Annotated in this window: 20 protein-coding genes; all 20 read right to left on the reverse strand. The window is 42.5% G+C overall.

All coding sequences use genetic code 11. From position 1 onward, the window contains the following. Positions 1–87: 87 nt before the first annotated feature. Positions 88–360, reverse strand: a complete 273-nt coding sequence (locus tag BA1_RS00005) for a YlmC/YmxH family sporulation protein (protein WP_008354428.1) — start codon at positions 358–360, stop codon at positions 88–90. Between the two features lie 69 nt (positions 361–429). Next, positions 430–1,350 carry an aminoglycoside phosphotransferase family protein gene (locus BA1_RS00010; protein ID WP_008354430.1) on the reverse strand — a complete coding sequence of 307 codons (921 nt, stop codon included), beginning with the start codon at positions 1,348–1,350 and terminating at the stop codon, positions 430–432. A 73-nt stretch (positions 1,351–1,423) separates the two neighbouring features. Continuing rightward, on the reverse strand, positions 1,424–2,653 hold the full coding sequence (locus BA1_RS00015; protein WP_008354432.1) for a M16 family metallopeptidase: 1,230 nt from the start codon (positions 2,651–2,653) through the stop codon (positions 1,424–1,426). Positions 2,654–2,687: 34 nt separating this feature from the next. Further along, the gene (locus BA1_RS00020; protein ID WP_008354434.1) at positions 2,688–3,641 is read right to left on the reverse strand and encodes a polysaccharide deacetylase family protein; all 954 of its coding nucleotides are present in this window, start codon (positions 3,639–3,641) and stop codon (positions 2,688–2,690) included. Between the two features lie 123 nt (positions 3,642–3,764). Next, positions 3,765–5,882 carry a polyribonucleotide nucleotidyltransferase gene (pnp, locus tag BA1_RS00025; RefSeq protein ID WP_008354436.1) on the reverse strand — a complete coding sequence of 706 codons (2,118 nt, stop codon included), beginning with the start codon at positions 5,880–5,882 and terminating at the stop codon, positions 3,765–3,767. A 183-nt stretch (positions 5,883–6,065) separates the two neighbouring features. Then, a complete protein-coding gene (gene rpsO / locus BA1_RS00030) occupies positions 6,066–6,335 on the reverse strand; it encodes a 30S ribosomal protein S15 (protein WP_008354438.1) in 270 nt (89 codons plus the stop codon). Between the two features lie 140 nt (positions 6,336–6,475). Then, a complete protein-coding gene (ribF, locus tag BA1_RS00035) occupies positions 6,476–7,441 on the reverse strand; it encodes a bifunctional riboflavin kinase/FAD synthetase (protein WP_008354440.1) in 966 nt (321 codons plus the stop codon). An 18-nt stretch (positions 7,442–7,459) separates the two neighbouring features. Beyond that, complete coding sequence (gene truB, locus BA1_RS00040; protein WP_008354442.1) at positions 7,460–8,389, reverse strand: tRNA pseudouridine(55) synthase TruB; 930 nt, start codon at positions 8,387–8,389, stop codon at positions 7,460–7,462. A 68-nt stretch (positions 8,390–8,457) separates the two neighbouring features. Then, entirely contained in the window at positions 8,458–8,808 is a 351-nt protein-coding gene (gene rbfA / locus BA1_RS00045; RefSeq protein ID WP_007499525.1) for a 30S ribosome-binding factor RbfA, read from the reverse strand. Between the two features lie 17 nt (positions 8,809–8,825). Further along, positions 8,826–9,104, reverse strand: coding sequence for a DUF503 domain-containing protein (locus BA1_RS00050; RefSeq protein ID WP_008354445.1), 279 nt, complete (start codon positions 9,102–9,104; stop codon positions 8,826–8,828). After that, positions 9,101–11,221, reverse strand: a complete 2,121-nt coding sequence (infB, locus tag BA1_RS00055; protein ID WP_008354447.1) for a translation initiation factor IF-2 — start codon at positions 11,219–11,221, stop codon at positions 9,101–9,103. The genes BA1_RS00050 and infB overlap by 4 nt, the downstream gene beginning before the upstream one ends. Positions 11,222–11,240: 19 nt before the next feature. Continuing rightward, positions 11,241–11,543: a YlxQ family RNA-binding protein gene (locus BA1_RS00060; protein WP_007499528.1), complete on the reverse strand. Its 303-nt coding sequence runs from the start codon at positions 11,541–11,543 to the stop codon at positions 11,241–11,243. Beyond that, positions 11,536–11,820: an RNase P modulator RnpM gene (rnpM, locus tag BA1_RS00065; RefSeq protein ID WP_008354450.1), complete on the reverse strand. Its 285-nt coding sequence runs from the start codon at positions 11,818–11,820 to the stop codon at positions 11,536–11,538. The genes BA1_RS00060 and rnpM overlap by 8 nt, the downstream gene beginning before the upstream one ends. A gap of 15 nt (positions 11,821–11,835) precedes the next feature. Then, complete coding sequence (nusA, locus tag BA1_RS00070) at positions 11,836–12,951, reverse strand: transcription termination factor NusA (RefSeq protein ID WP_008354451.1); 1,116 nt, start codon at positions 12,949–12,951, stop codon at positions 11,836–11,838. Positions 12,952–12,983: 32 nt separating this feature from the next. Then, positions 12,984–13,457 (reverse strand): ribosome maturation factor RimP, encoded by a 474-nt coding sequence (rimP, locus tag BA1_RS00075; protein ID WP_008354452.1) that lies wholly within the window; start codon positions 13,455–13,457, stop codon positions 12,984–12,986. 240 nt (positions 13,458–13,697) lie between these two features. After that, positions 13,698–14,828, reverse strand: a complete 1,131-nt coding sequence (locus BA1_RS00080) for a glycoside hydrolase 5 family protein (RefSeq protein ID WP_008354453.1) — start codon at positions 14,826–14,828, stop codon at positions 13,698–13,700. Positions 14,829–14,905: 77 nt separating this feature from the next. Continuing rightward, positions 14,906–15,100 carry a hypothetical protein gene (locus BA1_RS00085; RefSeq protein WP_008354454.1) on the reverse strand — a complete coding sequence of 65 codons (195 nt, stop codon included), beginning with the start codon at positions 15,098–15,100 and terminating at the stop codon, positions 14,906–14,908. Between the two features lie 29 nt (positions 15,101–15,129). Next, positions 15,130–17,235, reverse strand: a complete 2,106-nt coding sequence (locus tag BA1_RS00090; RefSeq protein WP_008354455.1) for a glycoside hydrolase family 48 protein — start codon at positions 17,233–17,235, stop codon at positions 15,130–15,132. A gap of 35 nt (positions 17,236–17,270) precedes the next feature. Next, positions 17,271–19,121, reverse strand: coding sequence for a glycoside hydrolase family 9 protein (locus tag BA1_RS00095; RefSeq protein WP_008354456.1), 1,851 nt, complete (start codon positions 19,119–19,121; stop codon positions 17,271–17,273). Between the two features lie 425 nt (positions 19,122–19,546). Next, entirely contained in the window at positions 19,547–23,860 is a 4,314-nt protein-coding gene (locus BA1_RS00100; RefSeq protein ID WP_008354457.1) for a PolC-type DNA polymerase III, read from the reverse strand. Between the last annotated feature and the right edge of the window lie 43 nt (positions 23,861–23,903).

The raw sequence follows: 23,903 nt of genomic DNA on the forward strand, positions 1-23,903 counted from the left end.
GCGCGGAGCGAATTTAACATTCGTGAGCACCGGCACGCAGGACTGCGGGAGAATGCGAGGGTTTGTCTACACGCTGAAAGCACCCTTTTATGATGGGTGCTCTTTGTCCCCGTGCGGCTGAAGTTCTTCAGGCACATCGAGAATGATCATATCTGATCCTATTTTTTGAATGTGATTCCACGGGACGCGGATATCATTTCCTTGTTTTCGAAGGCCAAACCACTTGACGGAAGGTATGATGAGTGCTGTAATTTGACCGTCCTGTTCATTGATTTCAAGGTCGGTTTGTCCAAGCACGCCAAGCCGCTCCGCTCTTTTGATATCGACGATCTCTTTTCCTGACAGCTCACTTAGCCTCAAAATCGCATCACTTCCCTTCCATATCATATATGCAGCAAAAAGAAGGAATAGACCGTCCCTTTCTCCATATCACAAGTGATGCCAATCTGCATACCAAACTGGCTGAAGTTGAGTAAAGCGCTTATGATCTTTCAGTATTCTATCCACCCGGTTCACCATGTCTTTGACATGTCCCGGATCATAGGATAACGTCCAGACAATAGAAGAAAAGCAACTCATTGCTGTGTAGATGGAAAAAAGAAGCCAAAAATCATTTGTGCCCTGCTTACTCAAATAGTGATCCACTTGCCCTGCTGAAAATGGAATGCTGATTTCTCGACTAAATAAAGACAGTTTATAAAAGTCATGAATGGGGTCGCCAAAGTCGGATTGATCGAAATCGATCACGCCAGCATACTGATTCCCTTGCAACAGGATATTCCCTAAATGAAAATCATCATGCTGGAACTGATGAGGTCTCCCCTTTACCGCATCAGCATGCGACTGAATAAAATCTAATACGAACTGATCATGAGAAAAGGCCACTCCACTTGATTGATAGGCATGGATATATCGTTCATGTTTCGCCATGACCTTCTCATCCCACGGCGCTTCATGAGCAGGTGCATGATATGTATGGATAAGACTCAGGTCTCTACCTGCCCGCCTTCCGATTTCATACTGCTCTTCGTTTGTGAGCCGATGAATGGATGCTCTAGCATTCTCCCCTTCGATAAAGGGAAAAATACGAAAGGTACAGCTTTGTTCAGCACTCATTCCGATCTCCATCACTTCAGAACAAAGAACCCCTCGATCTTTTAACTTTTGCAGAACGGACGCTTTTCTTTTTAGACTGGCATATTTCCGGATGTCTGATAGCTTGAGCACCAGCTTTTCACTAGATGTTGTGACCAAAAAGGTGCGGTCTCCTGAAAAGCCAGATGTGATCGGCTGGAAAGAGATGGCTTGTCTAAGCAGCGGAGAGAGCTGTTTCAGTTTTTCATATTTCATGAAAGCAGAGCCCCTTTCTTCTTTATATACAATAAACGGCAGACCTCTTGAGAAGCCTGCCGTGTTGTTTACTTTATGATGGCTGATCACCTGTCGGACTAATAAGCGAGAGCGCATAATCTTCTGTGAAGATTCTTTTAGATAAGTTATTCACGCCGTCTAATGTGACGTGATTGATTTCATCAATAATTTCATCGAGTGTACGATGTCTGCCAAGAAGCAATTCATTTTTACCATTTCGGCTCATCTTGCTGTTTGTGCTTTCAAGACTGAGCATCAGGTTGCCTTTCATTTGCTCCTTCGAGTTCTCAAGTTCTTTCTGCGTGATTCCATCACGTTTTAAGACGTCTAATGTTTGAAGGATCGTTTCAGATAGAAGGTTAAGCTGCTTCGCTCCAGTTCCACCATAGATCGTCAGCATTCCGTTATCTGCAAATGAGCTATGATAGCTGAATACGGAATACGCAAGTCCTTTATCTTCCCTTACGTCTTGGAACAAGCGGCTGCTCATGCTTCCGCCCAGAACATTGTTTAAGACGATCAAGTCATAAATGCCCTCATCTCCAGCCGGAAGGCCGTTAAAGCCCATGCAAAGGTGCGCCTGTTCTGTTTCCTTTTTGCGTGTGAGCTTGTCATAGTGGAATTGCGGAGCTTCTACAGGTTGCTTTTTCCCTTTCCCTTCATAGGAGCCAAACAATTTTTCAACCTCTCGAATGAAGGTGTCATCTACGTTCCCTGCAACCGAGATGACGACGCGGTCTGGCGTGTAGAATTCATCCATATATTTTCTAAGTAAGTCACCGTTAAAGGTAGAGAGGGTTTCCTCTGTTCCTAGAATCGGATAACCTAATGAATGGTCACCGTAAATGGCTTTGCTTAACAAATCATGAACGATGTCATCAGGTGTATCCTCATACATTTTAATTTCTTCATAGACAACATTTTTTTCTTTCTTCAGCTCTTCCTCGTCAAAAGCAGAGTGAAAAAACATGTCGCTTAATACATCGAGGGCATAGCCAGCATGTGAATCAAGCACCTTTGCATAATAGCAAGTATATTCTTTTGATGTAAAGGCATTCACTTGACCACCAATGCGGTCAAAGGATTCTGCGATATCACGTGCAGATCTCGTCTTTGTTCCTTTAAAGAACATATGCTCTAAAAAGTGTGAGATCCCATTAATTTCTGGTGTCTCATGTCTAGAACCTGTTCCAATCCAGACGCCAATTGCGACAGATCTCACAGTGGGATTGTTTTCGAGTACAATTCTTACTCCATTTTGGCATGTATACGTTTTGACCAAGTTTTTGCTCCTCCTATTCAACAAACAGATCGCATCACGGGTGTCTTTTTTCACTTAGGAGGTCAGAAACCGTTCCTAATTCATATCCTCTTTCCTTGATTTGAGTGATAAGTGCGTCAAGACTTTTTGCCGTTGCATCTGTTGGATGCATTAATATCATCGCCCCATTATGAATTTTCCCCAGCACCCGTTTTTGCAAAATGGCTGGTGATGGCTTTTGCCAGTCAATGGTGTCTACTGTCCACATAATGGTTTCCATTCCTTCTTGCATGGCAAGCTTTACTGTTTCTTCTTTAAAGCTGCCGCTTGGAGGCGCAAACCATTTCGGTTTTTTTCCAAGGGATTCTTCAATTTGGCGATTTGTTTTGGTAATCTGCTCTAATGCTCGTTCTCTTGTCAGTGTGCGCATATCCGGGTGATTGTATGAATGATTTCCAATTTCATGACCATCTGCCACGATTTTTTTGGCAAGGTCTGTACTGTTTTTCACCCACTTGCCTTCTAAGAAAAAGGTCGCCTTCACTTGATGCTTTTTTAGTGTATTCAACATCTTTGTTAAATGCTCGTCGCCCCAAGCGACATTGATCAGGAATGCATTCATCTTCTTATCCGGGTGTCCCTTATAGATCGGTTCAGCACCAAGTTCATGTAAATGAACAGATGGCTTTGTTTCTTTCAAAACAAGCCGCTTTTCATCGAATACGCCTCGTGCCTTCATGTTTTCGTACGAGGCATCAATATCCACCGTCTGTCCATTCAAACCAGGTACCTTTTTCCACACTTTATCAATCTTAGCATTTTGCGCCTTCACTTCATAGTCAGAAGACTTCGATTCAATCTCTTGATACAAATGATCTGTTGAAACAGATGCTACCTCGGCGTGCTCTTTCATTGATTCAATATATGTGACAGCAGCCGGCTGCTTCATCGTTTGATATGACACGAGCAGTAAAAACACAAACACAATGACTGGTAACGTTTTTTTCAATGGTTGTCCCTCCCCTTTACCACAAATTATGATGGGGAGAAACAAGGTAGAACTATTGTTGCCTGCAAGAAAAGAAAGAAGCCTGGCACGGATACCTGGCTTCTAACATTTTATTTGTTCTCATTAAGACTGTTTTTCTTCTTTTTCCTTTTCTTCACGTAAAACAGCTTTGCGAGAAAGGTTTACACGGCCTTGTTTATCGATTTCAGTGACTTTGACGAGTAATTCGTCACCAATCTTCACGACATCTTCCACTTTGCCAACACGCTCAAGATCAAGCTCAGAAATATGAACAAGTCCATCTTTGCCGCTGAAGATTTCAAGGAAGGCACCGAATTTTTCAATGCGTTTTACTTTACCTAAGTAAAGTTGCCCTACTTCAACTTCTCTGACAAGATCTTCAATGATTTTCTTCGCTTTTTGGTTCATGTCTTCTTCTGTAGAAGAGATAAAAATTGTACCATCTTGTTCAATATCGATTTTCACACCGGTATCTTCAATGATTTTATTGATTTGTTTACCGCTTGGTCCAATGACATCGCGAATTTTATCCGGATTGATTGTCATCGTTAAGATTTTTGGTGCATAACGTGACAATTCTCCTCTAGAAGATGGAATCGTCGACAGCATGCTATCTAAAATTTCCATTCTTCCTTTTTTCGCTTGTTGGAGCGCTTCTTCTAAAATGTCTTTTGATAGACCGTCGATTTTAATGTCCATTTGAAGTGCTGTTACACCTTTTGATGTACCTGCTACTTTAAAGTCCATATCTCCAAGTGCATCTTCCATTCCTTGAATGTCTGTCAGCACTGTGTAGTATTCGCCAGATTTAACAAGTCCCATGGCAATCCCTGCAACTGGTGCTTTAATCGGAACACCTGCATCCATCATCGCAAGTGTGCTCGCGCAAATACTTGCTTGTGAAGTAGATCCGTTTGATTCTAATACCTCTGATACAAGGCGAATCGTATAAGGGAAATCTTTTTCGGATGGGATCACTGGCTCTAATGCACGTTCACCTAGCGCACCATGCCCAATTTCGCGGCGGCCTGGGCCACGCATTGGACCTGTCTCACCGACACTGAATTGCGGGAAGTTATAATGGTGCATGAATCGTTTAGACTCTTCAACACCAAGACCATCTAGAATTTGAACATCTCCAAGTGCACCTAAAGTACAGATACTGAGTGCCTGTGTTTGCCCTCTTGTAAATAACCCTGAACCGTGCGTTCTTGGAAGAATTCCTACTTCAGAAGAAAGTGGGCGGATTTGATCAACACCGCGTCCATCTGGACGTATTTTTTCTTCTGTGATCAGGCGGCGGACTTCGTTTTTCACAAGCTTGTTTAAGACATCCTTCGCTTGTTTCAGTGTTGCTTCGTCACGCTCTTCTTCTTCAAATTTCTCAATCACAGCTTTTTTCACAGCACTGATCGCATCTTCACGAGCATGCTTCTCATGTACTTGAATCGCTTTCAGCAGATCAGCTTCAGCAAGTGCTTTTACTTCCTCTGCTAGTGCTTGATCGACTTCATATAAAGGAATATCGATTTTTTCTTTACCAACAGCTTTCACAATTTCCTCTTGGAATTCGATTAAGCGTTTGATCTCTTGATGGCCGTACATGATGGCTTCAAGCATCGTTTCTTCTGGCACTTCATCAGCACCAGCCTCTACCATGTTGATCGCATCTTTTGTTCCAGCTACAACAAGGTTGATATCGCTTTGCTCAAGCTGCTCAACATTTGGGTTGATGATCAGCTGTCCATCTACTCGTCCTACTGTAACACCAGCGATTGGCCCCTCAAATGGAATGTCAGACACACATAATGCTAAAGATGAGCCAAACATTGCAGCCATTTCAGATGAACAATCTTGGTCCACACTCATGACAATACTAATGACTTGTACTTCATTTCTAAATCCATCTGCAAATAGCGGGCGGATCGGTCTGTCAATTAAGCGGCTCGCAAGGATTGCTTTTTCACTTGGGCGACCCTCTCTTTTAATGAAACCACCAGGAATTTTACCTACTGCATATAATCTTTCTTCGTAGTTCACAGTGAGCGGGAAAAAATCAAGTGGTTTTGGTTCTTTAGAAGCTGTGGCTGAGCTAAGTACAGCCGTATCTCCGTAGCGTACGAGAACCGCTCCGTTTGCTTGCTTTGCAAGCTGGCCAGTTTCAACTGTCAGTTGACGTCCAGCCCAGTCTATGGTGAAGACATGTTTCTCTTGTCCCATTCTGAGATAAACTCCTCTCTTGTCGTAAAGTTTTTAGGTTATTTCTTATTATGAACAAAATGATTTTCACATATCAATGTGAAAGCTGTATGTAGAAGGGTTTTTGCCATTCTTTCAACATTTTAACCATAAAATATTGGTGATTATACGATAAAAAAGCGGGAATCCTCCCGCTTTTTACGATTATCGACGTAAGCCTAGTTTGTTAATTAACTCACGGTAACGAGTTACGTCTTTATTACGTAGATACGTAAGAAGATTACGACGTCTACCTACCATTTTCAAAAGACCGCGACGTGAGTGGTGATCTTTCTTATGAGTACGTAAATGCTCGTTCAAGTTGTTAATTGATTCTGTTAGGACAGCGATCTGAACTTCTGGAGATCCAGTATCAGATTCGTGTGTTTTGAACTCATTAATTAATTGAGTTTTACGCTCTTGAGTAATAGCCATCCTGTTTCACCTCCAAATCATGTTAGCCCCATCTACCTCGCAACCGTCGGTGAAGTCGGCCTGCCAAGTAAGTGGTTTTAAAGCTACAGGAATTATCATACTAAAAATATGCTGATTTTGCAAATGGTAGAGCGGTTTTTCTATGATTTTTTTGTTTCATTGAGATGTTGTTGAAAAAACTGAATCGCTTCTTCTTTATCTCGGCTAATTTGGGCCGTTAATTCTTGAATACCGTTAAATTTTTGTTCACTGCGGATGCGTTTGTACCACTGTAATTTAATCGGCTCACCATAAATTTCTTCGTTGAAATCAAAGAGATTCACTTCAATAGCAGGCTGATCAGGACGCTTTTCATAAAATGTTGGTTTGTAGCCAACGTTACACACGCCGTCATACACTTTGCCCTTCACTTCCGCTCTGACTGCATATACGCCTGTTGGCGGAATAATGTATTCAGCAGATAAACCGACATTGGCAGTTGGAAAGCCAATCGTCCGTCCTCGTTTGTCTCCATGAATGACAATACCGCGCAGCTGATAAGGTTTCCCTAGAAGCTCACTCACATATTCAACGTCCCCATTTTTCAATGCGGAACGTATGAGGGTGGAGCTGACTTTCCGGTCTTGATTGGAAAGCTTAGGTACGATAGTCGCAGCGATACGCCCTTTCCCATATTCATCAAACGTTTCCATTGTGCCTGCACCAAACCGCCCAAACGTAAAATCAAAACCAGCAACGGCATGCTTCACATTCAGTTCGTCCAAATATTGATCCACAAACTCCTGAGGGGACAGTGCTGCAAAGCTTTCGCTGAATTGTACAATGTATAAATAGTCAGCGCCTAGCTTTTCAATAAAATCAATCTTATCCTCTAGCGGTGTAATTAAGTCTTTTGGTTCACGTGCTTTTTGCAGAACATGTGATGGGTGCGGATGAAAGGTCATGACAGCTAAGACCAATCCCTCTTTTTCCGCAATGCTTTTCGCTTCGTCAATGACTTTCTGATGTCCGAGGTGAACACCGTCAAAATACCCTAAAGCCATCACAGACGGGGCTTGATCCTTTTGATTTAATGTATGTGGGTGTGAAATATGTATAGTCTTCACGAGATGGTCACCTTTTCTTTAAGATTGCTTGTCCTGGGATAAAATCTTCGCCGGCTTCATCAGGTTCTGTTTGGTCGGATGCTTCATATAAATCGCCATACAACGACCTGAAGGAGCAAAGACAGCGACACGATCTTCCTCTGCAAAATGAGCGAATTCATCAGGCATAGGCAGGACTGCACCGTTTTCCACTTTACTTGCTAATGTATCATTTATCTCCCATTTCGGCAAATGATTGAGCGCACGCTCGATCGGCACAAGGTGCTCATCTACCGTTCCTTCCTCGCTGATCTCGCGCAGCTCGTCAAGGGTGATACATTCCTCTAACGTAAAGTCGCCTGACCCTGTACGAATGAGATGTGACATGTGGGCCGGGAATCCCAGTTTCTTTCCGATATCAACGGCTAAAGTTCTGACATACGTGCCTTTTGAACACAAAACAGTGAATCTGAATGATACCTGGCCATCTTCAAATGTGACAGGTGTTGTCCGCTCAATACGATGAATGGTGATTTTGCGGCTTGGACGCTCAATTTCAATTCCTTCTCTTGCATATTCATAGAGCTTCTTCCCGCCAATTTTTACAGCCGAAAACATTGGCGGAATCTGTTCAATGGTTCCTTCAAACTGCTTCAGCACAGCATCAATATCATCTTCTGACATTGGTTCAGGCACCTTTTTTTCTTCAACTATTTCACCTGTTTGATCTTCTGTCGTCGTAGAAAAACCAATCGTGATTTCCGCATCATACGTTTTTGATTTATCTGTTAAGTACTCTACAATTTTCGTCGCTCGTCCAATACAAATAGGCAAAACACCGGACACCTCTGGATCGAGGGTTCCTGTATGTCCGACTTTTTTTGTGTGTAATATCTTTCTCACTTTAAACACACAGTCGTGAGAGGTCATGCCTCTTTCTTTATGTAATAAAAGAACACCGTTTATCATCTGCATTCTCTCCTTTCATAAACGATGAAAAAGGACAGACGATCATCGTCTATCCTTATTTCAACGTCTTATTCGTGATCTTTTGTGTTTAGTTCAGCAATCAGGCTTTCAATTCGGTTACCGTAATCAACGGACTCATCGAATTCAAAGTGCAGCTCTGGTGTTTTGCGAAGTCTGATTCGATTGCCAATTTCAGAGCGGATATACCCTTTAGCCTTTGCCAGGCCTTTTAAGGTTTCCTCTCTTTTCTTCTCGTCACCGAGAACAGAAATATACACTTTGGCAATTTGCAAATCACCGGACACTTCAACATCGGTTACAGTCAAAAAGCCGATTCTTGGATCTTTTAGCTTTCTGCCAAGGATGTCGCCCAATTCTTTTTTCATTTGCTCACCCACACGGGTTGCTCTCATACTCATGATCTTATCACCTCTAATTAAAACCACTCAATTTTCGTGATCGTTCGTTCAATTTCAGGAAAAGAATCAATAAAGCTTAATACACGCTGAAGTTCTTTTTCCACTTGAACCCGAGAGGAGGAAATCACGGCGATTCCAATTGAAGTACGCTGCCACGTATCCTGATAATCCATTTCAGCAATGGTTACATTGAATTTATGGCGCGTTCTTGTCAATATACGCTGAAGAACCGCACGTTTTTCCTTCAGTGAGGATGCATCATAGATCATGCACTCACATTCGGTATAACCGATCATTTTCTTTCAATTTCTTGCATAACGAATGATTCCAAGATATCACCTTCACGGATATCATTGTATTTCTTAATGGTAATACCACATTCATAGCCTTGTGAAACTTCTTTCACATCGTCTTTGAATCGTTTCAATACATCGACTTCGCCTTCAAAAATGACGACGCCATCACGGATTAGTCGGATACCACTGTCTCTAGTAATTGTTCCTTCAGTGACATAACCGCCCGCAATTGTACCGATTTTAGAAACTTTGAACGTTTGACGCACTTCAACTTGACCAATAATTTTTTCTTCGTATTCTGGGTCAAGCATCCCTTTCATCGCAGCTTCAATCTCATCGATTACTTTATAGATAATGCGGTGCAAGCGGATATCTACGTTTTCAGATTCAGCTGTACTCTTCGCATTCCCATCAGGACGTACGTTAAATCCGATCACAATCGCATTAGAAGCACTTGCTAAAATGATATCAGATTCTGTAATCGCTCCAACACCCGTATGGATGATTTTCACTTTTACGCCTTCTACTTCAATTTTTTGAAGAGCTGCCGTCAGGGCTTCAGCAGAACCTTGTACGTCTGCTTTCACGATTAAGTTGATATCTTTCACATCACCTTGTTTGATTTGCTCAAATAGATCATCGAGAGATAATTTCGCTTTGTCTGAACGCTGTTCATCAAGCTGTTTTGAAGCACGCGCCTCTCCTACTTGACGAGCTGTTTTTTCATCTTTGAATACGAGGAACTGATCCCCTGCATTCGGTACATCGTTTAAGCCAGTGATTTCAACAGGTGTAGACGGTCCTGCTGTTTTCACGCGGCGTCCGATGTCATTGACCATTGCACGAACACGGCCAAATGTATTTCCGACAACGATTGGGTCACCTACATGAAGTGTACCAGTTTGAACAAGAAGGGTTGCAACAGAACCTCTTCCTTTGTCAAGCTCAGCCTCGATCACTGTTCCTTTAGCCGCACGATTTGGGTTGGCTTTCAGTTCTGCTACTTCGCTGACAAGAAGGATCATTTCAATCAATTCGTCAATGCCTTCACCTGTTTTTGCAGATAACGGAACGAAGATCGTTTCGCCGCCCCAAGCTTCTGGTACAAGACCATGCTCAGTTAATTCCTGCATGACACGTTCAGGGTTAGCAGTTGGTTTGTCAATTTTATTGACAGCCACAATGATTGGTACCTCTGCTGCTTTCGCGTGGTTAATGGCTTCAATTGTTTGCGGCATCACACCATCATCTGCTGCAACGACTAGGATCGTCGTATCGGTTACCTCAGCACCACGTGCACGCATGGTTGTGAATGCTGCGTGTCCAGGTGTATCAAGGAACGTGATTTTCTTGCCGTTTTCTTCAATTTGGTATGCACCGATATGCTGCGTAATTCCACCAGCTTCGCCTTCTACGACTTTTGTTTTACGAATGCTGTCAAGAAGCGTTGTTTTCCCGTGGTCAACGTGTCCCATGATCGTCACAACTGGGGGGCGTACTTGCATATCTTCTTCTTTATCTTCAACTTCATACTTTTCAAGTTCAGTTTCTTCTAAAATGATGACTTCCTCTACTGGAACACCATATTCAGAAGCGATTAATTCAACTGTATCTTTATCAAGCTCTTGGTTGATCGTTGCCATAACACCAAGCATCATGAGCTTTTTAATGATTTCAGCTGTTTCTTTTCCAAGCTCTTCAGCAAGCTGGCCGACTGTCATCGAATTTGTAAATTCAATTTTTTCAGGAAGCTCTTTTTTAGGCTTCACAGGTCTTGCTTGCTGATGCTGCGACTTGTTTTGACCGCCGCGTTTATTTTTGTTTTTGTTTTGGTTGTTGTTTTTTTTGTTTTTATTAAATTGATTATTCTGCACGTCATTCTTCTTTCTATCATTGTTTTTGTTAGATGATTGTTTTTTTTGTTCTGCGGGTTTCTCGTTAGCTGTCTCTTTTGCTTTGGCTTTTTTATAGATAGCGTCTAGCTTTTTCACAGTGTCGTCTTCAAGCGTCGCCATGTGGTTGTTCACTTCCACGTTCATATCCTTAAGCGCTGCTATAATATCTTTACTTGAAACATCTATGGCTTTTGCGTATTCATATACTCTCACTTTAGCCATTCGTTCACCCCCAAATAAATTAATCGAGCAAGCTTATGAGCTTCTTAGCGAAGCCTTGGTCAGTGACAGCGACAACTACGCGAGCTTCTTTCCCTATAGAACGTCCGAGAACGGAACGGTCTTCAACTTTTCTAACCGGAACATTATAAAATTTGCATTTGTCAGATACCTTTTTCTCTGTGTTCGATGAGGCATCTGCTGCAAGAAGAACCAGCTTAGCACGCGCATGTCGAATTTCTTTGATCACCAGATCTTCTCCTGACACGACTTTACGAGCTCGATTTGCTAGACCCAGCAAAGGATACCACTCAGATTCAGTCATTTGGTTTTTTCACCTTTTCAGCTAGTTCTAGTAATTCCTCAAATATGTGTTCGTCAATCTGTGTCTGAAATTGCTGCTGTAAACTACGTTTGTTCTTTGCCGCAAGAATGGTTTCTTTATCGAGAGAAAGGTAAGCCCCGCGCCCGTTCATTTTTCCAGTAGTGTCAACTGACACTTCACCTTCTTTAGAACGAACAATGCGGATCAGTTCTTTCTTTGGTTTCATTTCTCCCGTTACGACGCATTTTCTAAGCGGGATTTTCTTTCGGCTTTTCACCTTTTATATCACCTCTTATTCGTCAGATTCCTCAGCTACTGGTTCAGCCTCTAAGAAAAGAGATTCAGAGTCTTCAGTTCTTGGGAAAATACCGAGTTCCCTTGCATCTGTTTCGCTTTTAATGTCAATCTTCCAGCTAGTCAGCTTCGCTGCGAGACGCGCATTTTGACCTCTTTTACCAATGGCTAAAGATAGCTGATAATCAGGGACAATCACTGTTGTCGCCTTTTCTTCTTCATTTACAATGACATCAAGTACTTTGGATGGACTAAGGGCATTGGCAACAAATTCAACAGGATCATTCGACCAATGAACAATGTCAATTTTTTCGCCTTTCAGCTCATTGACAATTGCTTGTACACGCTGACCTTTTGGTCCAACACAAGAACCAACTGGATCAACATCAGGATCATCTGTGCGAACAGATATTTTAGAGCGGTCTCCAGCTTCTCTAGCAACAGATTTAAGCTCTACAGTACCATCATAAATTTCTGGCACTTCAATTTCAAATAAACGCTTTAAAAGACCTGGGTGTGTTCTTGACACATAAATTTGTGGTCCTTTTGTTGTTTTTTCTACTTTTGTAATGAACACTTTAATGCGATCATGTGGTTTGTAGTCCTCATTTGGCATTTGTTCGTTGACCGGAAGAAGGGCTTCGATTTTGCCAAGTGACACGTAAATGAATTTGCTGTCAATTCGCTGAACGATTCCCGTCATGATGTCTTCCTCACGGTCGATAAACTCAGTGTAGATCACACCTCGCTCTGCTTCTCTCACTCGCTGCGTTACGACTTGTTTTGCTGTCTGAGCCGCAATGCGTCCGAAATCTTTTGGTGTGACTTCAATCTCAACGACGTCACCTACCATGTAATTTGGGTTGATGTTAACTGCATCTTCTACAGAGATTTCAAGGCGAGAATCATACACTTCATCTACAACATCTTTTCTTGCAAATACGCGAATCGTTCCCGTTTCACGGTTCAAATCAACACGAACATTTTGTGCTTGATTAAAATTACGCTTGTATGCAGAAATGAGTGCAGCTTCAATCGCTTCAATAATAATTTCTTTACTAATACCCTTCTCTTTCTCAAGAACAGTCAGGGCATCTAACAACTCACTACTCATTTTTATGGTTCCCCCTTATATCAATGAAAAGGTTAATTGAACGAAACTGCTAATCTTGCGTTCGCTATTTTTTCGTATGGAATATTGATCTCTTTCTTTCTTGTCTTAATCTTCACTGTCACTGTTGCAATCTCACCATCAAAGCTTGTAAGCTCACCTTCAAACGCCTTTTCACCATCAATTGGTTCGTATGTTTTCATGAAAACATTTTTTCCAAGTGCTTTTTCAAAATCAGCTTTTTTCTTTAATGGACGCTCCGCTCCAGGAGAGGACACTTCAAGAAAGTAGTTTTGGCTAATCGGATCTGCCTCATCAAGCTTTTCGCTCAAGGCTTCGCTCACTTTGGCACACTCCTCGATATCGACGCCTTTTTCAGAGTCAATAAACACGCGAAGGAACCAGTTTTGACCCTCTTTGACAAATTCAACATCAACGAGTTCAAGCTGTAAGCCATCTAATATTGGCTGCACCATTTCGCTTACGATATCCACTACTTTTTTGCTCATTCTCTTCCTCCTTGTGCTTTCGATAAACGCTCTTATCAATCATTCTGCATAAAAACCCTGCTTTATGTGAGCAGGGGGAGCAGAAAACGGATGAATAATGTCGAGACAAAAATTGCCTGTTCAATACAAAAGAGCGGGTTTCCCCACTCTTGTCTCGGTAATCGTTAGCATTTCCATAAAAACTATACCATATCCAATTTTTTTATGCAAATGAAGTTCCTTATTAACAGACGCTTTTTATCACTTCTTTTCATTCATTCTTTTTGCGTGTTCACTGATGACTTCTGCCTCCCTGCTCTCCTTTATGACTCGAAAGCCGTCATAATCTGGATAGAGCGAATTATCGTCTTGAATGCTTGTTAAAATCCAAAATTGGCTGCCTGCTCCTCCGAGTCGTTCAATTGTTGTCAGCCAGCTTTGATATACATCAGGACGTGCTGCTTGATTTTGATAGCCAAACTCTTCTAGCACAACAGGTTTTCCAATCACATTTCCATGATTGATATGGTCTTCAATCCATTTCACTCCCCAAGCTGCTGACTTGTTCCAGTGATCTGGATATAAATGATAGGTTCCATAATCGATATGAGGAAGAGCGGTCAAACGATCCCAATCAACGCCCTCTCCGCCCCCATATAGCCAATCGTCATGACCTGCTATGTGAAAGAACCCTTCATCTCCTACTGCGACAAGATGATTCCGGTCAATTGATTTGATCCAAGTACTCATTTCATTTGCCCAGTTTACTAGTAAATTCCCTGTAGGATCTGATTGAGCACGCGGTTCATTGGCAAGCTCCCACGTCATAATCGCAGGATCATCTTTATATTGAACACCTGTGTACGTATTGGTTCTCTCTAATACATAACGCACATAATTTTTGTAAGCATTTTTTATACGAGAATCGGTATAAAAATCATCATGTGATCCTGCCTGAAACCACTTTACGTATTGATTCATCCCGCCAAAATCATCCCAGTTGTTCACTAGCGGGATGACAAGCTTTATTCCTTCCTGCCCCGCTTTATAAATCGCATAATCTAGTTTTCGAAAACCCGATTCTTCATAAACCCCTGGACTAGATTGTAAAACTGAGTTTTCTTGAGGAGCCCCATCGTGAAATCCCCAAATACGTATGACCTTTAAATTCATTGCTTTCATATCATCGAACACAGCATCTACCATCTTTTTTGATTTGTAATGAAAATAGTAGTTATTTGTGCCAGCGAAGTAAAATGGTTGATTGTTCAACAAAAAATGTGTACCAGATGTTTGCACATAGGAGGCGGCTTTGACGGTTAGAGAGAACCAGCCTGCCCATACAACGATGAGTAGGGTGATACAAGACACCCTTTGAGCCCATTTCTTCATTCAGATTCTCCTCACATCTATCATTTTACAGGTGCGATCACATTTAGATGAAGCGGTGTTTGTGTATTTGAATCAAGTTAAATTGTCTGCTGTTTTAACAGTTTACTGTCTTTACCGATTCGAACCTCATATGTCCCGTGATAGGCTGGACATGTCACTTTGCCATCAGCATATGTTTTTTCAACTCTTTGTGCCGTCCACTCATTTAGCAGATTTTCATCACGTCGTCCTGCTTCATTGGATGTATATTTTCTATTCAGCCTGCCGGCCATCAAGCAGCCGGCCGCTTGATGTGAATCTGCTAGTCGATGAGACGATGATATTCCGCATAGGCTGTGGCCATATCAACTTGTGACCAGAAGCGATGATAAGTGAAACTTGGCGCACCACTCTCCCATTTACCTGATGATTCATTAAATGATGCTTGATATTTACTCTCAAGCGCTGACCATGCTGGATCTTGCTTAATTTTCGGACGAAGATCTGCAAAACTCGTATAAACTCCGTTACCTCCGCGCTGCGGATCAGAAGGAATGGTGCTGGTACCAGGGATCTGATTCCCTTGACCAAATGTTCCATTCCAGCCATTTGGGAAATACACTTCTTTTTTAAAGAAGCGGTGGTAGTCTTCTCTTTCCTCCTCTGTGACAATCCCCACACCATCATTATAATTCCACGCAACCTCAAGGAGCTGTGCGGCTGTCTCTTTTGCTCTTATACCAAGAGGTGTATAGTTTCCTGTCTCTTCCTTTGTTGCAGCAGCAAAGAATGTCAAGGCTTTGATCAGACTGCCAAGTACGCCCGTATCTTGAGAAGGATCTTTCGTTACAGCCGTTAAATTGGGATTGCCTGTTGCAGATTGGAAACCGCTCCAAGTGTCAGGCTGGCCGCTCCATTCTATATTTCCAGGAATCCAAAACTCGCCAGGTGCACTCGTTGTGGCAACAGCAGCATTTGTCCCTCCGAGAATTCTTTGTCCCTGACCATCTAAAAAGTATCCCTCTTGATCCGTCACAGGACGGGTGTCAACAAAAATGTAATCTAATGAGTAGTTGATCCATTTTGTGATAACAGATTTGGTCATTTGGACATTTTCAGACGTTTTGTCTCCATCTTTTACAAAAATGTAGTATAGCTCAGCTACACGCTCCATTGGCCATGCCTGCATCCCAAACCAATTATTAGAAGGAGGGTCAAGGTAAACAGGCGCATCTTCATATGCCATGTCATAAAATGTGCTTCTTCCGGCGGGATATGCACGATAGTCTCCATTCCAGCTATTGGTTGCACCTCCTGCAATCGCTCCTTCTTTTGATTGAAGCCATACGTAAAATTCAAGCTGTCTCTTTAACGTTTTCTCCCAATCACTTGCACCAGTAGCAGACGATGGCTTTAACCCCCCTTTATCTGAGGATAAAGCATAAGCAGCGACAGGGTTTTGATACCCTTGGTGACAATGACTTGCCCCGATACGCCATGCCCAATTTGCATACTCTCCAAGTCCACCGCCCCAAGAGGTATACCATGCCATTAAGTGATGACACGCACTCTTTCCATTCCCAGGAGACGGACGGCCCTGCTTTCCACTTCCAATCGTTTGAAAATATTTATCGTACATACCGTAGCGAAGGAAATCACCCATTTTTTTCGCTTTCTCAAGGTAGGTTGATCGCTGATAGCCAAGCTCTTTTGCCCAATACATTGCCTGTATCGCACGCGCATCAGCGTCTGTCGCATTGGTATAGCGCCACTGGGCGGCTGGCGCTTGATTTTCTTTTGTGAACAAGCTCATGAAACCTTCATTGGGCTTCCCAAATGTTTGATCATCTTGTGATGGATGAGGGATGGCCTCCCATACAGATTCTTGCGGCCCCCGCTGAAATGTGTTTACATATGCTGCCGTATGTGATGGGTTTAGCAAATTCCCATATTCATACCAATTGTCTACATCAAGTAGCCAGTGCATTAAATACGTTTCATTCGTTCCATAGGTTGACTTCAGTTCAGCATCAATCGGATCTTGACCAGCAGGATAAGCTCCGGTCAGCTGGCTAGGGTATTGATCCGGGTATGGTTTTTCTGAAGCATACGTGGCTGGACTAGATGGATTGTAAGAATTCATATGCGGCTGCTCATCATGTCCATCTTCATTTACTGGAATGATAAACTTCTCCATATTATCCCAAGCTGCTTCTAGCTTGCTCCAATCACCTGTATAATGTCCATACAACACTTCAAGCCACAGCCAGTAGCTATAAGCTTCTGAAGTCGTCATATGCCCATAATCCGGCGCCTCGCAAATAAGCGTTTCAATTGAATGATACGGAATGCCTTCTTTTGAAAAATATCCATGTGCATCGTTTTTAATTTGATGATAAAGCGTTAAAAACCGTTCTTTGTTTGTCATGTCCCTCACCCTTTAAATGAATTTAGAATTGATTTTTATTTGTCTGGAAGTGTGCCAAATACTAAAGCACCCTGATCAAAAACAGGAATCCTCGCTGTTTTTTGCATATTAGATGTTAACCCTTGAAAGGAATAATCATTTGAGGCATCCCATATATTCAACCGATTTGGAGCAGATAATCGAAACTGTATTTCCTTTTTATGCAAAGCTTCGCCTCCAGGAAAAATAGCTACACCAGTAAAATCGATTTCTGTAAAATAGACATGGGATGATGCGTCATATACCGTTAACGGGGATAAGGAGGCGCCTTCATTGTAGGCTGCGGTCACTTGAATATCTTTTTCAGTGAATCCACGCGCAAATATCTCGCTAAGATTGACGTAATATCTAAACGAAAGTGTTTGACTGCTTCTTGCCGGCCAGCCTGATCGATTATATAGAACGGCTTTGACCTGAGTAGATGTTGTATCGTTACTCATCACAGCTGCCTCTACAAAAAACTCATCCTCCACCTTTTCTTTAGGGGGGAAATTCGGCAGCTTTGACTGCCCCTGACCAAACAGTTGCACCATTTTGGCTAGATTTCCAGTAAAGGCAGCATTATAGTCTGTCGCCACCTCGTTTGTTACATAGTCAGAGATGTCATCGACATATTGATCCTGTGCATTAGGCCCACCAACAAGCGCTCCATAAAGAGTGTGCCGATGGTGAGGAGGATTTGTCAGCTGATTAGACCATGAGCCATGCGCAGTTCGATGATGTGGATGCATCGGCGGATTTTGGCCAAACCCAACAACATAGCTTCTATTTTGCGGATTATCACCTAGCATGTAGTGTGTTTGCTTGATCGCAAACGTTTGGTATTGATTCTTTTTTTCTTGGTCAGAGACCCAATCAGCGTATACAAAGGCTAAAAATGCTGCATTTGCTGAATAGCGAAGTGCCCCCCATTGATCTAACCACGCCAAACCGCCAGGCGTATATGTGATTCTTTCTACTTTCCCATTTTGAACAAGACCCGTGGACCAGTAATCTAGATTACGCTCTGCCGATTCTATAAATCTTTTCTCCTTTGTGATTCTGGCGAGTAAAATTTGAGAAGCAAAAAACGTATTGTCCCACGACATGGTAAATGTATAATCCCATTCCTTCGGCCATTCATCTACTGCTTTTAGTGCTTGATTTAAATAGGTCTGCTCATTTGTCGCCAAGTAGAGCCATATTCCTCCCCAAATGAGCTCGTCAATATAACCGCTCCATGAGTTGTAAAATGACTGAGCATTTGTTACACAATCTGTATATTTGCCGCGATATTGATCAGCAAATGCATAAAGCTGTTTGGCGTGTGTGAGAAGCTTTGCTGCATACGACGCATCTGTTTCTTTAAAAATAATAGAACCTGCTGCTAAAGCAGCTGCAGTTTGTGCGGCTACTTCTGTTCCTGGACAATGTTCATCAATTTTAAATGCCGGCCGGTTCATTGGCATCACTTCTGCTGGACCCCACCAGGCATGATCAGCGTGCCCATCACCTACTTGCGCCCAAAATTCGTTCGGCCCTGTATGGGCTTTCAAAAAGTAATCGGTTGCCCACTTGATTTGATCTAACATATCATCAAGCAGCTCCGCCTCTTCATAAGCTTCTCGGTACTCATAAACTGTCCATGCAAGCACAGCCGCAGAGTAAGCCATCGGCAGCCCAAACTTCACATGATCACCAGCATCATACCACCCGCCTGTTAAATCATGACCAACATCCTTCCCATCCTCTAATCCAGAATCCCCTCGCCAGTTAAGACGATTGCTTTCAGGGAGCTTTCCAGAACGCTGGGCTTCGTAAAACAAAATTGATTTTTGAAGAACCTCTACATAGTTGTAAGATGCCATTTACCTATTTCTCACCCCTTCTTTTTTTCTAAAGCGTGAAACATTGAACAATAGAAAAACGCCTCTCTTTCAGTTCGTTTGTGTTTTGTACAGCTATGAAAAGAATCAAACAAGGTTTCAAAAATGCGCATAGTGAACAGCAATCAGCTAGACGCTCACCGGGGGTTTTCTCTTGATTCTTCATGTGACTGTACCCAGAATGATCATATGTCGCATGAGAACATTTCAGACGGCCAAATTCTCTTTTTTGCTCTATTTGGGTAGAAAGAATGACATACAACCTCTGCTCGTAAAAACACGACGGTACATCAAGATATATGACCAAACAAGAAAAAATTCCAGTTAAAATGTTATTAGTTAACATAATAAAATTATTGTTTATAAAAAAAAGAACGCCCTCTTGCGGGCGCTCTTTTTGGATCACATTAGAATAAAGAAAGCTGGTTTTGATCAGGAAGTGCTTCTAAGCAGCCTTGACGATCTAAATATTCAAGGATGGTCTTAGAGACTTTCCCTCGTTTTTGCAAATCTTCTTTTGAGAGGAATTCACCATCTTGACGTGCGCGCACAATATTTAACGCAACGTTTGTTCCAAGCCCAGGGATGGAGTTAAATGGCGGGATTAATCCGTCTCCATCAATAATGAACTCAGTTGCACTTGAGCGGTATAGGTCTACTTTTTTAAAGTGATAGCCTCTTTCGCACATTTCAAGTGCAAGCTCTAGTACGGTTAATAGGTTCTTCTCTTTCGGTGATGCATCAAGACCTTTTGAGTTAATATCGTCCATGACCGCTCGAATCGCATTTGATCCTTTTGTCATCGTTTCGATATCAAAGTCATCCGCACGAACGGTAAAATAGGCCGCGTAGTACAAAAGTGCATGATGCACCTTGAAATAAGCAATCCGAACAGCCATTAATACATAAGCAGCAGCGTGGGCTTTAGGGAACATGTATTTGATCTTTTTACAAGAATCAATGTACCAGTTCGGAACGTTATTTTTCTTCATTTCTTCTTCCCATTCAGGAGGAAGTCCCTTCCCTTTACGAACAGATTCCATGATTTTAAAGGCAAGTGACGGCTCTAATCCTTGATAGATCAGATACACCATAATATCGTCACGGCAGCCAATCACTTCACTTAATTCACACGTTTTATTATGAATCAGCTCCTGTGCGTTTCCGAGCCATACATCTGTACCGTGTGATAGACCAGAGATCTGAACGAGCTCTGAGAAGGTGGTCGGTTTTGTATCCTCAAGCATCTGCCGAACAAATCTTGTGCCAAACTCAGGGATACCGAGAGTTCCCGTCTTACATCCGATTTGCTCTTCTGTAACGCCGAGAGGCTCCGTCCCTTGGAAGATTTTCATGACCTCAGGATCGTCTGTCGGAATTGTTTTTGGATCGATTCCGCTTAAGTCCTGAAGCATCCGAATGACCGTTGGATCATCGTGCCCAAGAATATCTAGTTTCAGCAAGTTATCATGGATTGAATGGAAATCAAAATGCGTCGTTTTCCAATCAGAACCTGTCGCATCTGCTGGATATTGAATCGGTGAAAAATCGTAAATGTCCATATAATCCGGCACTACGATAATACCGCCTGGATGCTGACCAGTTGTCCGTTTGACCCCTGTACAGCCTTGTACGAGCCGGTCGATTTCTGCGCCTCTCATATGAAGGTTATGGTCTCCTGCGTAGCCTTTCACGTAACCATATGCTGTTTTTTCTGCAACAGTACCAATCGTACCTGCTCGGTATACATACTCTTCACCAAACAGCTCTTTCGTATAGTTATGGGCAATCGGCTGATATTCACCGGAGAAGTTCAAGTCGATATCAGGCACTTTATCTCCTTTAAAACCTAAGAAGGTTTCAAACGGAATGTCGTGTCCGTCTTTTTTATACGGCGTCCCGCATTCAGGACAGTTTTTATCAGGAAGGTCAAATCCTGAACCGACCGATCCGTCATTAAAGAATTCAGAGTGCTTGCAGCTTGGACATACATAGTGCGGCGCAAGTGGGTTCACTTCCGTAATCTCTGTTAAAGTCGCAACGAGGGATGAACCGACTGATCCCCTTGAACCAACCAGGTATCCATCATCAAGTGATTTCTTTACGAGTTTATGAGAAATTAAATAAATAACAGCGAAACCATGACCGATAATACTTTTTAATTCTTTTTCAATACGGTCTTCTACGATTTTCGGTAATTCATCTCCGTAGATGCTCCGAGCCATTTGATAGCTCATTTCCCGTATTTCTTCATCTGCACCTTCAATTTTTGGTGTGTAAAGATCGTCTTTGATTGGTTTGATACTTTCGACCATCTCAGATACTTTTTGCGTATTCGTCACGACGATCTCTTTCGCCTTTTCGGCTCCTAAGAAGGAGAATGCTTCTAGCATTTCATCAGTTGTTCTAAAATGAACTTTTGGCAGTTCATGACGGTTAAGTGGATTCGCACCACCCTGTGATGAAATTAAGATTTTACGATAAATTTTATCTTCTGGATGCAGGTAGTGCACATTTCCAGTCGCCACGACTGGTTTATTCAGCTTTTCACCAAGCCTCACAATGTTTGTGATGATTTCTTTCAATGCCCGTTCATCTCGAATGAGCTCCAGCTGAAGTAAATGCTGATACACTTCTGGCGGATGAACCTCTAAATAATCATAAAATGCTGCAATGTCTTCCACCTCATCAGGTGACTTTTGCATCATTCCTTCAAAGACCTCACCCTTATCACAAGCAGACCCGACTATTAAACCTTCTCGATATTTCTCAAGCTGTGAGCGCGGAATGCGCGGTACCCGGTAGAAATAATCAATATGAGAAAGTGAAACAAGCTTGAATAAATTCTTTAGACCGGTCTCATTTTGAGCAATCAGTGTCGCATGATAAGGACGCGAGCGCTGGTACGCATTGGACTGACCCATGTTTTCATTCAATTGATCATGGTAGACAATGCCTCTTTCAGCCGCATCTTTTAGCATCTTCAGCATCAGGTACCCTGTCGCTTCTGCATCATAAATCGCACGGTGATGCTGCGTAAGTTCAATATCAAACTTTTTACACAGCGTGTTCAGCCGGTGATTTTTAAATTCTGGGTAAAGGAATCGCCCGAGTTCGAGCGTATCAATGACTGGATTTGATGCTTTATCTGTTTTAAGCAGTCGTTTATACGCTGCATTTAAAAAGCCCATATCAAAGCTCGCATTGTGTGCGACAAGGATATCTTGTCCAATCCACTCTTTGAAATCTCGAACGACATCGACGACATCTGGTGCATCTCTCACCATATCATCGGTAATACCGGTTAGCTCAATCGTTGTCGCTGACAGCGGGTGATGAGGGTTTGCAAACGCCTCGAATCGGTCAATGATTTCCCCGCCTTTGATTTTCACTGCTGCAAGCTCAATAATCGTATCATAAACAGCAGAAAGTCCTGTTGTCTCTACGTCAAACACGACAAACGTCGCATCCTCTAATAAAAGGTGCTCTGGATTGTACGCAATCGGTACCCCATCGTTGACTAAATTGATTTCCACACCGTACATCATTTTGATGCCATGCTTTTTACTTGCTGCATACGCATCTGGAAAGGATTGTACAACGGCATGATCTGTCAGGGCAATGGCTTCATGCCCCCATTTTTTTGCTTGTTCAACAAGTCTTCCGATGCCAGTGACAGCATCCATCTGACTCATTGGAGAGTGCAAATGCAGTTCAACTCGCTTTTCGCCCTCAGGTGCTGTGTCTTCTTTCAGCTGCGGCTTCATTTCATTGACGTCATTTGCGATCATCACAAGATCTCTCACAAACGTATCGTTTTGAATGCTTCCTCTAGCTTTGACCCACATGCCTTTTTTCAATGATTTCATGAGCTGGGCATCTTCTTTTTCTCTTGCAAACATTTTGATCAAAATACTATTTGTATAATCCGTGATTTTAAAGATACAAAGGGTTCTGCCGCTTTTCAGCTCGCGCGTTTCTGCATCGAACACGTAGCCTTGGACGGTGATTCGTCTTTCCTCGTCCATAATACTGTCAAGCGTACGAATTTCTTCATTGTCTTTGATTTGATATCCAATCATCAGTGGGCCAGACGGAGCTTCCTCTTGTTCCTCACTTTCTTTCTTCTCCATCTCAGTGAGGGCTTGCAAGGCTCTTTCCTGGTCTTCAGCGAGCTTTTGTTCTCTGAATTTCTGAATCTCTTGATCTGATACAAATATCTCTGTATCAAATTGCAGCTCTGGAAAACCAACTTGTTTAAATGCAGCCTGTAGCATTGGGCTGTACTTCTTCTTGATGGCTAAAGCTTCTGTTTCGCTTTTTGTTTTAATGATGATTTTATGCCCAGACAGCGCCGGTTTTTGCTGCTGAAGCAAGCTGATGATTGGGGGAGAAATTCCTTGAAGCTCTTCCACACAATGTGACCAATACGATTGAACGAGCTCTTCAGATATGTGCGGATCATTGACTTCAATCGTACAAGTAACTTGTGCAATATGAGAAAATGCGCTTGTCAGCCTGCTGAGAAACATGGCATATACCTTGTAAGGCAGAAGCGCCTTAAATTTAAAAAGGAAATGCCACGTTTTTGCTGCCTTATGCACCGTCAGTTTGACGATCTCGCCTTCTTCAAAATAACGACTGAGGTCATCATCTGTCATTTGAATCTGATTGAGTAATATATGAAATTGCCGCCGGGTAATCGGTAATTGTTCATCCAAGACAGGACCCTCCTTTTGCAAATCAGAAAGGTACCTCTTTTCT

The sequence above is a fragment of the Bacillus xiamenensis genome (assembly GCF_000300535.1).
Taxonomy (GTDB): domain Bacteria; phylum Bacillota; class Bacilli; order Bacillales; family Bacillaceae; genus Bacillus; species Bacillus xiamenensis.

What these genes read in the sequence shown, in the direction of transcription:
- BA1_RS00010 (WP_008354430.1), bottom strand. Translation starts at nt 1,350, where the DNA reads ATGAAATATGAAAAACTGAAACAGCTCTCTCCGCTGCTTAGACAAGCC.
- pnp (WP_008354436.1), bottom strand. Translation starts at nt 5,882, where the DNA reads ATGGGACAAGAGAAACATGTCTTCACCATAGACTGGGCTGGACGTCAA.
- rpsO (WP_008354438.1), bottom strand. Translation starts at nt 6,335, where the DNA reads ATGGCTATTACTCAAGAGCGTAAAACTCAATTAATTAATGAGTTCAAA.
- truB (WP_008354442.1), bottom strand. Translation starts at nt 8,389, where the DNA reads ATGATAAACGGTGTTCTTTTATTACATAAAGAAAGAGGCATGACCTCT.
- rbfA (WP_007499525.1), bottom strand. Translation starts at nt 8,808, where the DNA reads ATGAGTATGAGAGCAACCCGTGTGGGTGAGCAAATGAAAAAAGAATTG.
- BA1_RS00050 (WP_008354445.1), bottom strand. Translation starts at nt 9,104, where the DNA reads ATGATCGGTTATACCGAATGTGAGTGCATGATCTATGATGCATCCTCA.
- infB (WP_008354447.1), bottom strand. Translation starts at nt 11,221, where the DNA reads ATGGCTAAAGTGAGAGTATATGAATACGCAAAAGCCATAGATGTTTCA.
- BA1_RS00060 (WP_007499528.1), bottom strand. Translation starts at nt 11,543, where the DNA reads ATGACTGAATCTGAGTGGTATCCTTTGCTGGGTCTAGCAAATCGAGCT.
- nusA (WP_008354451.1), bottom strand. Translation starts at nt 12,951, where the DNA reads ATGAGTAGTGAGTTGTTAGATGCCCTGACTGTTCTTGAGAAAGAGAAG.
- rimP (WP_008354452.1), bottom strand. Translation starts at nt 13,457, where the DNA reads ATGAGCAAAAAAGTAGTGGATATCGTAAGCGAAATGGTGCAGCCAATA.
- BA1_RS00080 (WP_008354453.1), bottom strand. Translation starts at nt 14,828, where the DNA reads ATGAAGAAATGGGCTCAAAGGGTGTCTTGTATCACCCTACTCATCGTT.
- BA1_RS00085 (WP_008354454.1), bottom strand. Translation starts at nt 15,100, where the DNA reads ATGGCCGGCAGGCTGAATAGAAAATATACATCCAATGAAGCAGGACGA.
- BA1_RS00090 (WP_008354455.1), bottom strand. Translation starts at nt 17,235, where the DNA reads ATGACAAACAAAGAACGGTTTTTAACGCTTTATCATCAAATTAAAAAC.
- BA1_RS00095 (WP_008354456.1), bottom strand. Translation starts at nt 19,121, where the DNA reads ATGGCATCTTACAACTATGTAGAGGTTCTTCAAAAATCAATTTTGTTT.